Raw genomic sequence first — 12,542 nt, 5'->3', positions numbered from 1 at the left:
TCGCAAGTTCAAGCGACTTAAATTACAATCAGCAAAATCTCTTCTACCTTTAACATAAGCACTACGCAATGTTGCAGCAGTCCATTTTTCTGGGGTTTTAGAGTTTAATGTTGTTGTCTTTTTTGGAGAAACCGTAGTCAAATATCCTTTAGTAACTTCTTTCCTCATCTTCATCTGAGGTCGAGATCGAGTTGCAGAATTCCTTTCTAAACGAGTTTTCCGCTCTCGAATTTTTTGAGCAACTTGAGTATTAGGAGACATCCAGGAAAAATCTTCTTCATTTTCATGGAAAACTGTGGACTCTTCTCTAAATACTGTATTTAGACTATTATCTGGAGTAGGTTCAACCTGCTTTTTCTCAGGTTCTTTTTTCTTCAATGCTGTTAAAAGTTCTTCTGCTGACTGGAAGCGATGTCGCACGGAAACTTCTAACATTTTCTCTAATATTTCCCCAAACCAGTCGCTAATATTAACCAGAGGGCGCCAGAGAATTTCACCATTGATCTGATCGTAACCAAGGCTATTTGGAGTTTTTCCTGTCAGCAGAAAAATGCAAGTTACTCCTAGGGCATAAATATCACTTGCGTATACAGGTCGCAAAGCCATTTGTTCTGGTGGAGCAAAACCAGAAGTACCAATAGAAATATTTGTAAAAGCAGTTTCTCCTGTACCACCACTGGCGATATGAGTTTGACTAACATGATCTTTCACCGCACCGAAGTCGATCAGTACTAAATGACCATCCTGACTCCGCCGAATAATATTAGCAGGTTTAATATCTCGGTGAATTACTTCTTGAGTGTGGATATAACTTATTACTGGCAATATCTCAAGTAAAAATTTTTGAGCTTGTTCTTCGGCAAGTGGACCCTGTTTTTTGACCTCCTGTTTTAATGTTGAGCCACTCACATATTCTTGAACTAAATAAAAATGTTTCTTCCACTCAAAATAACCCAATAATCTAGGTACTTGGGGATGATGGCCAATTTTTCCCAGAGTTTCAGCTTCTCGCTCAAATAGTCTTCGCGACATCTCTAATACACTTGGTGTTGTTGTGGATGGACGCAATTCCTTGATGACACAAATTGGATCTCCTGGTAATGAGGTATCCTTAGATAAAAAAGTTGCTCCAAAACCCCCTTTACCAAGAGGTTGAATAATTTGATAGCGATCGCGCAAAATCAACTCTGAACCACAAGCTTGACATCTATTTACACTATTTGGGTTCTGAGGTTGAGGACAGGCAGGATTTATACAATAGCTCATATTATGCAAAAACACTAATTTGAATTTTTCTTTGAATGACCAATCTCTTCACACTAATTTCACTAAACAAGGGCCAATTTATTTTGATTTACACAAAGCTTATTCTTTAAAATTTCATAAATCTATCGTAGTCCGGGCTTGATGAGTCCAGATATATAGTTAATAGTATAGTTATATATATTTCCTAACAAGAGGTAGATATGCTACACATTTGTTAAATAGGTTGATTTTAAATAATTAACTTAATAATCTAGATATATTACATTATACTTATGTAATAGTGAGATGATAATATGATTAAAGTTTATAGTTATTTTGCTAAATAGTCTCAAATCAAAAAATTCTTGATTAAGATTAAGTTTATCTTTAAATCAAATATTTCTATAATGAGAAAAAGTATCTTCGCCAGGACAGAAAAGTAGAAGCATAAAGTATTTAAAATCAAAAGTAGCCATCCGTAATACTAATGAGTTACTCGAAAGCATTAATATGACTTTTGAGTTCTGTGTCTGCAAACTCCACAAAAGTCAATAGTAGATACATACGGTTAAAAACTTTAACTGATAATCATTTGAGTAAATTAGTAATTAATTTTGAGTGAATTAGTAATTCATAAAGTAACATTTGTAACTTTTACCTTTTGTGATTCTGGAAGAATAATTTAGAAATCAGGTCAAGGATCTAACCGTTAAAGGAAGTATTGGAGTACAGAATTAATTATTGCTCTGCTGATTAAATCTAAAAGCACTCTTTTGATAAAGGTTTTAGCATTTAAAGGAGCGAAAAAAGTACCTGGTATCACGTTGAAAACCCTCAAAAACTTAGCATAAAAGGCAGAAATTTTAGCAGAAAAATTAAGGGACAAATATATCCGACTATCTCCTTATTAATTCCTCGTTTCTCCTAACTACTCTCTACTCCCCTACTCCCCTTTTCCCCTCCACCGGAGGGGTTAGGGGTGGGTCCCCTACTCCTGAAAAAGACTTTTGAGCGCAAACCCTAATTAGTGAGAGGTTAAGGCCAACTACTAACTAAAGACCACTAAATTGATGATTTGTTGGGAGTTTTAAACTCACTTATTCCGCTCCCACGCCCAAAATTTAAGTACCTATGAAAATTAATTTAACATTTAATTAAGGTAGAGAAAAGGGAATATTCATCAATTGATAATGGATAATTACCTCTGGTTAAAACCGCTACGGAATTGAATATAAGGAAATCTGATTTCTTCTCTTGGTCTGATGGATATGGCGAGGAGACCTCACCATCCTTCGACCGCTTTTTTCTCCTTAAAAGGAGAGGCAATAAAGCCGAATGGATTAATTATTAATTATCAATTGTCAATTATCCATTGTAAAACAACCCTGCATTCATAATAGAACGGATAGTAGTTTCTTTGCCATATCCCTTTGACCATCAAGACCAACAATAAATTAAAAGTTTGGCAAGACCCCACCCACCAGAGAGATAAAATGTTACTTGAAGTTATAAATATGGCCTAAGAGCAAATATCTTGCTCTACTGTGCCTAAAGATCGGGAATTATTAAAGAATGCGTATCTCTCTGAACTGGTTGCGGGAACTGGTAGACATCAAAATTTCTCCAGAAGAATTAGCCGAAACTCTGACAATGGCAGGCTTTGAGGTAGAAGAAATAGAAGATCGAAGCACCTGGGCAACTGGGGTAGTCGTAGGAAAAATACTAGAAGCTAATAAGCATCCTAATGCTGATAAACTCCAAGTTTGCCAAGTAGATATTGGTAAAGCAGAGCCATTAAATATTGTCTGTGGAGCGTCTAATGCTAAAGCAGATATTTATGTACCAGTAGCGACTATTGGTACTTATTTGTCGAAAATTGACCTAAAAATTAAAAAGAGTAAACTACGAGGTGTCCCTTCTGAAGGGATGATTTGTTCCTTGGCAGAATTGGGCTTAACAAAAGATTCTGAAGGAATTCATATCTTTGAATTAGAAAATCCCCAATTGGGCAGTGATGTTCGGCCTTTACTCGGTCTAGACGATATCATTTTAGACTTGACAACAACGGCAAATCGTGCTGATGCTTTGAGTATGATTGGTGTTGCTCGAGAAGTGGCGGCCTTGACAGGAGCATCTCTGAGAATGCCAGAAACTTCTAGCGCTCTGATTAAAGACCAAGAAAGCTCCAGCAGTCTGAAAATAGATATCTCAGAGTCGGCAGCTTGCCCGATCTATATTGGTACTGTCATTGAAGGAGTAAAAATTGCTTCTTCACCAGAATGGTTAAAACAACGGTTGGATGCTGCAGGTATTCGGTCTATCAATAATGTAGTAGATGTTACTAACTATATTTTATTAGAGTGGGGTCAGCCCCTTCATGGCTTTGACCAAGATAGGTTAATAGCCCTGACAGGTAATGAGAAGTTGACAATAGGAGTTCGTTATGCAAAATCTGACGAATCTCTCACTACCTTAGATAGTCAAAAGCGGACCCTGGAAGCTGAAACTTTATTAATTACGGCCAATGACAAACCAGTTGCTTTAGCTGGAGTAATGGGTGGTGAAGAAACTGAAGTTAATGACAAGACCACAAACATATTATTAGAAGCAGCAATTTTTGCTCCGATCGCTATCCGTCGTTCAGCTAGGACTCAAGGTCTACGCACAGAAGCATCAACTAGATATGAACGTGGGGTTAATCAAGCTGAATTAGCATTGGCCTGCCGTCGTGCTATTATGTTAATTACTGAACTAGCTGGTGGGAAGACTACTACTCAAGAAACTTTTAGCACCGCAGCAGACCACCTGACAGTAACTCGTGAACTATCTCTCCGTCTCAACCGAATTAATGAAATTTTAGGACCGCTGAAGCGCGGAGAAGGTACTTTGTATGAATCTTTTCTCCAACCAGAAGAAGTTGAAGGTATTCTCACATCTTTAGGATGTGGTTTAATTAGAGCGGAAACTACAGAGGAAGTAGTTTGGAATGTGAAAGTACCTCCGTATCGTTATCGAGATTTAGAACGGGAAATAGATCTGATAGAAGAAGTGGCCCGTTTGTATGGATATGATAACTTCTGCGAAACTCTACCGAGCAAAAGTGCTGCGGGTTATTTACCACCGGAACAGTCTGCGGTGCTTCATCTCAGGGCAGCTTTCCGTGGAGCAGGGTTAACTGAATTGATGCACTATTCTTTGGTTAAGCAAGGTGAGGAAAATCAAATAGCGATCGCTAACCCTTTATTTGTGGAATATTCTGCTCTCCGTACAGAATTACTAACTGGACTTATTGATGCTTTTCAATATAATCTCGAACAAGGAAATGGAGCATTAAATGGGTTTGAAATAGGTCGTATTTTCTGGAAACAGGGAGAAAAATTTGAGGAAGCAGATGCGATCGCCGGAATTATTAGTAACGCTCCCAAAAGTTGGACTCTAGGTGGTCGGGAACAACCTTTAAGTTGGTTTGAAGCTAAAGGTATTTTGACACAAGTATTTGAACGACTCTATTTAGCAGTTGAATATAAACAAGACTCTGAAAATTCCTTATTGCATCCAGGGAGAACAGCTTCATTATGGTTGGAAGGTAAGTCACTCGGTGTATTCGGGCAATTGCATCCTCAACTACGACAGGAGCGAGAGTTACCAGATGAGGTTTATGTTTTTCAACTGAACTTAGAGTTACTTTTGTCAGTGATGACTCAAGCAGATATGTTGAGGCGCAAGTTTAGCGGTTATTCTACTTTCCCACCTGCTGACCGAGATATTGCTTTCTTTGTGTCAGTTGATGTGTCTGTGAATGAGATTAAACAGGTAATTTCTGAGTCTGCTGGAAAGTTATTAGACTCAATAGAATTATTTGACGAATATCGGGGTGAAAATGTACCGGAAGGTCAAAGGAGTTTAGCATTTCGATTAATATATCGGATGAGCGATCGTACTCTTACTGATGCAGATATTGACCCAATTCAACAAAAGGTTCGAGATGCTTTGGTTGATAAATTTCAAGTAAATCTCAGAAGTTAATATTTGTGAGTTATTGTTGGTAGTTCATCATCGAAATCAAAATGGTGAATTATCAACAAGAAATATATCTATATAGGGTTTGCGCTCAAAAGTCTTTTGGCTGGGGTAGGAGACAGGAGACAACCCACCCGCGGGCCCCTCCCAGGAGGGGAAGACAGGAGACAACCCACCCCTGACCCCTCCCAGGAGGGGAGTTAGGGGAATGTAGAGGAGCTAGGAGTAAGAATTGTCTCTCAATTTTTCTGCCATAATCATCCCAAAATACTAGCATGCATGAGCTTTTTCCATTCCAAAGCTGGTACTTTTTTCAACTCTAAAACGCTAAAACCAATATCAGTCAATACTTTTAGAATTAATCAGCAGAGCAATAATATATGAAATACGTAATGTTTGTTACCAAAGATTGATGGGGAGATGGGGAGATTCGTAATATTTGCACAATTTTTTGTATTTCATATAATTTGCAATATTACCCAAGAAACTTTTGCCAAGAGCAAAAACGACTGTCGCCGACATATTTGCTTAGTATTCCGTACCAAAAACACCTCTCCAGAAAAACTATTTCCGCTGATATCTGTAGCTATTTTTTCATTAATAGATTAATATTAAGACAGTTAATATAATATTTATTGTTCAAACTTCTGAATGATTACGGAGTTTAATTATCCCAATTTAGACAACTTGAATGCCATCAAGTTAAATATAATTTAATGAATATTGAGAATTTCCACAAACAAAGTTAAAAAAAAATGAACTTTTTTCATAAAAATAAAAAATTACTAAAAAATTCTAGCTTGACCAGCAAACTAGGATTAATATTACTAATTATCTTAGGTTATTTAGGGAACTATTTCAAATTACCTTTATTCTTTGGGGTAGATTTTCTCTTCGGTAGTATTGCAGTTTTTATAATAGTCGAACTCTATGGATTTATATGGGGAACAATAGCCGCCTTTATTGTTAGTAGCCACACATACTTTCTCTGGCACCATCCCTATGCGGTTGCTATCTTTACTATAGAAGCTATATTTGTGGGAATAATCTTAAAGCGTCACCGTTTACAAAATATAGTCTTGCTAAATGGAATATATTGGCTTTTGATTGGGATGCCTCTAGTAGTATTATTTTACGGATTCGTTTTGAACGTAGGTACAACACAAACTGTATTAATTATGATGAAACAATCAATTAATGGCTTCTTGAATGCCTTAATTGCTAACTTGATTATCAGTTATTTACCCATACGTCAACTGTTAAAATTATCTAAAAATTACAAAAAAATCTCTTTTCAACAAACTATTTTTAACTTATTAGTCGCATTTATTTTATTACCCGCTTTAATTCTGACAATATTTAATGGACAACATATCCTGACAATAGTAGAAAAAGATATTCAAAAAGAACTAAATGCAGCAACAATTCCTCTGGTAAATAATTTACAGTTTTGGTATCAAAAACACTTGTATGCTGTTGAAGAGTTAGCAAAAATAGCAGCTCAAGTACCTGATGATGAAATATCTACTCTCCAACAAAGTACATTAGTAATGAAAAAAGCATTTACCTCTTTTTTAAAAGTATATATTACTGATGCTAGCGGTAATATAATTGCTGCCGAACCTGCATTGAATGAATTCGGAGAATCATTACTCAACTTGAACATATCTGATAAGTATGGTTGGAGCAAACTAGCTAAAGAATTGCAACCACAAATTACAGATATTCATAGAGATCGAGCATCTACTGCACCCTATATAGGTATCATGGTACCAATAGTCAAAGATAATAGTTTCCAGGGAATAGCTTATGCTTCTCTAAGCATAGCTAAATTAGGTAAACTCCGGCAACTAAATACTCAAATAAAAGAAATAGAAACAATACTGGTCGATAGCAAAGAATATATCATTGCTGAGAGTTACTCAGGGGTAACTACGGAGAAAAAATTTGACTTACTGGAAACAGGAAAAGTGGAATACAATGAAGATATTTTTAAGTGGCAACCAACAACACCAGGAATGCCAAAGATCAAACGATGGAAAAAATCTTTATATGGAAAAAAGATACAAATTAGTGACGATCTTCCTTGGAATTTATATGTCACCTTGCCCACAGCACCCTACATAGACTTTCTAGAAACGAGTTATATTAAAAATCTGGTGACAATGCAAATAATCGCATTGGTAGGATTAATCATATCAGTCTTAGTGAGCAAAAGATTAGTAGCGCCGGTGTTGACACTAACACAAGTAACCACAGACTTATCTCAAAAACTGTTATATCAAGAAGTACCTATAGGTTTGCCAAAGAAGAGTAGAATCTCAGAAATTAATACTCTTACTGCTAACTTTCAGTTAATGGTATTAGCTCTACAGGAAAAGTTTACTGAAATTAAGCACACAAATGAATCTCTAGAAAACCGAGTCAGGGAAAGAACTCAGGAACTACACAAAAAAAATCAAGACCTAAGTACAGAAATTCTTCAACGTCGCCGGATAGAATCTATTTTGAGCGATCGCGAAGAACGCTATGCACTTGCTATCTCTGGTACAAACGATGGTATTTGGGATTGGGATATACAAACAAATCAGGTTTACTATTCACCTACCTGGATGAGAATTATTGGCCACGAAGACAGTCCACTTCCCCACACTTTATCTACTTGGTCAGATAATATACATCCAGACGATATGGAAGCAACCATTAGAGATGTAGAAGCACATTTAGCAGGAGAAACAGAACGTTTTCAGAATAACCATCGCATCAAACATCGGGATGGGCATTATGTCTGGATATCTACTAAAGGACAACGTATTTGTGATGATTTAGGTCAACCCTATCGTGCTGTGGGCACAATAACAGACATCACAGAGAAGAAACAAGCAGAAGACAGAACGAGAACTGCTAAAGAAGAAGCAGAAATTGCTAACCGAGCCAAAAGTGAATTTCTGGCAACAATGAGCCATGAGATTCGGACTCCAATGAATGCAGTCATTGGGATGACAGGTTTACTGTTAGACACAGAACTAAACCCACAACAGCAAGATTTTGTCGAAGTTATCCGCAACAGTGGAGATGCTTTGTTGATCTTAATTAATGATATTCTTGATTTTTCTAAAATTGAATCTGGTAAACTAGATTTAGAGGAACAACCTTTTAATATCCGAAGCTGTATAGAAGAATGTCTAGATTTGTTAGCTCCAAAAGCAGCCGAAAAAAAATTAGAGCTAGCTTATCTAATACAACCACAAACTCCTGAAGTTATAGTAGGAGATGTAACTCGATTACGTCAAGTATTAGTTAATCTCCTCAGCAATGGAGTCAAATTTACAGAAACTGGGGAAGTGGTAGTATCAGTAACAGCTTCACTTCAGAATCAAGATTTAGACCCTGGGCAAAAAAGGGATTGTCCCATTCCTAATCAAACACAATGTCTAGAATCAAATGTTCCCTGCTCTGCTGTCTACGAAATACAATTTGCAGTTAAGGATACTGGTATTGGTATTCCTCCAGATCGTATGGATCGTCTGTTCAAACCTTTCAGTCAAGTTGATGCTTCTACAACCCGTCACTATGGTGGCACAGGATTAGGGTTAGTTATTAGCAAGCGGTTAAGTGAAATTATGGGAGGAAAGATGTGGGTAGGAAGTGAAGCAGGAGTTGGTTCGACTTTCTTTTTCACTGTAGTAGCTACTGCTGTTGCTGAAAATTCATGTCTTGGTCAGAAATCAGAAACTGAAACAATATTAAACAATAAACATTTGTTAGTTGTAGATGACAATACTACTAACAGGCAAGTACTAACACTTCAAGCAGAATCTTTATGTATGATTTCTCAAGCTGTAGGTAGTGGGGAAGAGGCGATAAATTTATTACAGTCAGGACAGAAATTTGATTTTGCTATTCTAGATGTACATATGCCAATAATGGATGGCTTCACTCTAGCTAATAAAATTAGCAAGTTACCGAATTGTCAAGAATTACCTTTAGTTTTTCTCAGTTCTCTAAGCGAAATAGACTACTCTAGTCAGAATCTTAATATTAATGCTGCTGCTTATCTCAACAAGCCAATTAAGCAATCTCAACTAGAAAAAGTTTTAGTAGGTATTCAGACAGGGGGTATAGTTAATAGTACCCAAAAATCTAAAATTCAATCAAATGTCAAGTTAGCAGAAAAATTACCTCTAAAAATTCTATTAGCTGAAGATAATGTCGTTAACCAAAAAGTAGCAATTAATATTCTCAAAAATTTAGGATATCGGGCTGATGTTGCCGCTAATGGTTTAGAAGTATTAGCAGCTTTACGTCGTCAATCTTATGATGTGGTACTGATGGATGTACAAATGCCAGAAATGGATGGTTTGACTGCTACACGTCAAATTTGTGCTGAATGGGAAAAAGAAAAACGCCCCCGTATTATCGCTATGACTGCCAATGCAATGCAGGGCGATCGGGAAAATTGTCTAGCTGCTGGTATGGATGACTATATTAGTAAACCAGTTCGCTTAGAAGCATTGACTACAGCTTTAAGTAAATGCAATTTCCCAGAAACAACAACGGAGCAAGATGTTTTACCTCAACTAGAGTTAGAAGGAGTTGTCGATCTAGCAGTGTTGCAAGAGTTGAAGGAAATGGCTGGAGGTGAATCAGAGCTTGTAGTAGAAGTAATTGATTGTTATCTGGAAGATTCACCTAAACTCTTAGATGAAATGAGTCAAGCAATTCAACAACAGCAGGCGAAATTGCTACAAAGATCTGCTCATAGTATGAAATCTAGTAGTGCTTCTGTGGGAGCTAGTAATTTGTCTGAACTTTGCAAAGAGTTAGAATATATTGGGCGTGAAGGTACAACAGAAGGAGCGGATAAGATTTTATCTCAGGTACAGGCAGAATATAGACTGGTTGAGACTGCTTTGCGGTTTGAGCTTCAAGCTTATATTTGAAGGAAGAGGAAGAAGGAAGAAGGAAGAAGGAAGAAGGAAGAAGGAAGAGCTATTGGTAGTAGACTGACACAGCTAAAACTGTGCATTAGCTTTTACAGCGCTTTTCAAATTGATGAACCACATCGTTATAACCAAAACCATCTAGGGACGTTGCATACAACGTCCCTACTGTGGTCTACTGAAATGAAAACCGCTGTAATATCATGTCCGGTTGAACAGTTATAAATAAACTACTCAGAATTCAGCAATTCTGCAATTCTGCAATTCAGAATTCAGGAGCGAAGAAAGACGAAAATAAGGAGAAAGTTTTTTTATCACTAATTATCCGGACATGATATAACTTGAAAATTTTGACTTTTGATTTTTGACTATTCCTTATAACCTGATTCAATTAAGCTTCACCAGATGATTCGCTTGTCACTAGCGGAGTATAGCGAGCTTGGCATTCTTCATAGGTAGGTGCTTTGGTCGCTTTTTCAGTGATTAGACGAGCGCCACCTTGACCAGTAAAGTAGCTCCAGGCCCACTGAATCATCACAATGAGTTGGTTATCAAACTCAATCATATAGTAGATATGAATAAATAACCAGGCAAACCAAGCTAGGGGACCTGAGAAACGAATTGCTTTATACTGTACAACTGCTTGGTGACGACCAATAACTGCCAAACTACCATAGTCAATATAGTGGAATGGGCGTAAGGTCTGATCTTTCAACCGTTTTTGAATCAGTTTTGCTACATAAAATCCTTCCTGCATTGCTGCTGGTGCAACTCCAGGTACTGGAGAGTCTCCCTGATGAGAGTAGTTAGCTAAGTCTCCAATGACAAAGATGTCAGGATAACCAGGTACTGTCAAATCTTCATTGACAAAAACACGACCTGCGCGGTCTAATTCTGCTCCTGTGCGATTAGATATTGCTTGAGAAACTGCTGATGCTTTAACTCCTGCTCCCCATAATATTGTGTGAGCGGGAATTTCTTGGGTTGTTTCTCCAGAGCGAATGGTGACGATATTGTTTTCTATATTAGTCACTCGCGTTTTAGTCAACACTGTGACTCCCAACTTCTCCAGTTCTATTTGTGCTTTTTCTGATAAAACTGTTTTAAACGAAGGTAAAACTCTTTCTCCGCTTTGAATTAGATAAATTTGAGCTTCGCTAGTATTAACAGAGCGATATTCTTCTTTTAATTTAGTGTGCGCTAACTCTGCTAGAGCACCTGCTAATTCTACCCCTGTTGGACCAGCGCCAACTATTGCAAAGGTTAACAGTGCTTTTCGTTTTTCTGGATCTGATTCTTTTTCTGCAGCTTCAAAGGAGGCGAATACTCTACGACGCACTTCTAGTGCATCTTCTACTGTTTTTAGTCCAGGAGCTTTTTCTGACCAATCATTTCCGAAATAATTATGGCTAACACCAGTTGCCATAACTAATGTATCGTAATCTATTTCTCGATCGCTCAAAATGAGTTTTTTCTGTTCGGGATTGACATCCACAACTTCACCCATCAAAACATGGGTATTTTTCTGTTCTGCAACTACACCGCGAAGAGGAGAAGCAATATCTCCGGGAGAAAGACTACCTGTAGCTACCTGATAAAGTAATGGTTGAAATAAATGGAAATTTCTTTTGTCAACCAAGGTTACTTTAACAGGTGCTTTTCCTAACTGCTTGGCAGCTTCTAGTCCTGCAAATCCACCTCCAACGATGACAACATGATGAGGAGATTGATGTTTTTCCTGGTTTAGACTCATAGTTATTTCCCTCTTTCGACTTAGTAATTACTATTTAACTAGCTATCAGCTATTAGCTATCAGCTATCAGCTATCAGCCTAAAAATTTGCGCAATTAGGTATCTGTTTGCGGAACATTCTAGACCGAAAAGCTTGGGTAAAACATCCCCGACTTCTAGCTTGTCGCTTAATTTTAGGAGGGGTTTAAATCCCCTTTCTGTTCTGGAATGCTCCGCAAACGCGCAAAGCTGACTACTGATTGCTGAACTGCTGTTTGCGCAGCATTCCGTCAGGAAACGCTTTTTAATAATAGTGACTTTTTTTAGCCTTTAATGGTCGTTATATTGCAACCTTGTTTTCAAAATATCACAATTTTTAAAAGGGTTTTAGTATCAAGAGTTACTTTTGTTTACTTTAAAAAAAAGCTCATTTCGTTATTGACAAAAATATGCTTTTTCGATATAATTTTAGACACAAAATAATTTAAAATTGATTATCAATTCAAATAATTATATTAAAAAAACAGAGTTTTTGCAAAGGCAAATATTTAAAACTACTGCTAATTAAAGAGATAATATATTTATTACTTGCAAGTTAGATGT

The 12,542-nt window shown here is 37.1% G+C and carries 4 protein-coding genes; 2 read left to right on the top strand and 2 right to left on the bottom strand.

Annotation, left to right across the window (positions count from 1 at the left end; translation table 11 throughout):
- Positions 1-1,266: serine/threonine-protein kinase (locus F6K15_RS31215; RefSeq protein ID WP_293068946.1), on the bottom strand; the 1,266-nt coding region annotated here is incomplete at its 3' end.
- A gap of 1,551 nt (positions 1,267-2,817) precedes the next feature.
- On the opposite strand from F6K15_RS31215, the gene pheT reads away from it, so the two are divergent.
- A complete protein-coding gene (gene pheT, locus F6K15_RS31210) occupies positions 2,818-5,271 on the top strand; it encodes a phenylalanine--tRNA ligase subunit beta (protein WP_293068944.1) in 2,454 nt (817 codons plus the stop codon).
- A gap of 749 nt (positions 5,272-6,020) precedes the next feature.
- Positions 6,021-10,208: a response regulator gene (locus F6K15_RS31205; RefSeq protein ID WP_293068941.1), complete on the top strand. Its 4,188-nt coding sequence runs from the start codon at positions 6,021-6,023 to the stop codon at positions 10,206-10,208.
- 391 nt (positions 10,209-10,599) lie between these two features.
- On the opposite strand, the gene F6K15_RS31200 is transcribed toward F6K15_RS31205, so the two are convergent.
- Positions 10,600-11,961: an NAD(P)/FAD-dependent oxidoreductase gene (locus F6K15_RS31200; RefSeq protein WP_293068938.1), complete on the bottom strand. Its 1,362-nt coding sequence runs from the start codon at positions 11,959-11,961 to the stop codon at positions 10,600-10,602.
- Between the last annotated feature and the right edge of the window lie 581 nt (positions 11,962-12,542).

This window comes from Okeania sp. SIO2B3, assembly GCF_010672525.1.
Classification (GTDB): Bacteria; Cyanobacteriota; Cyanobacteriia; order Cyanobacteriales; family Microcoleaceae; genus Okeania.
Note: the sequence above shows the minus strand (reverse complement) of the source record. Positions and strands in the feature narration are given on the sequence as shown.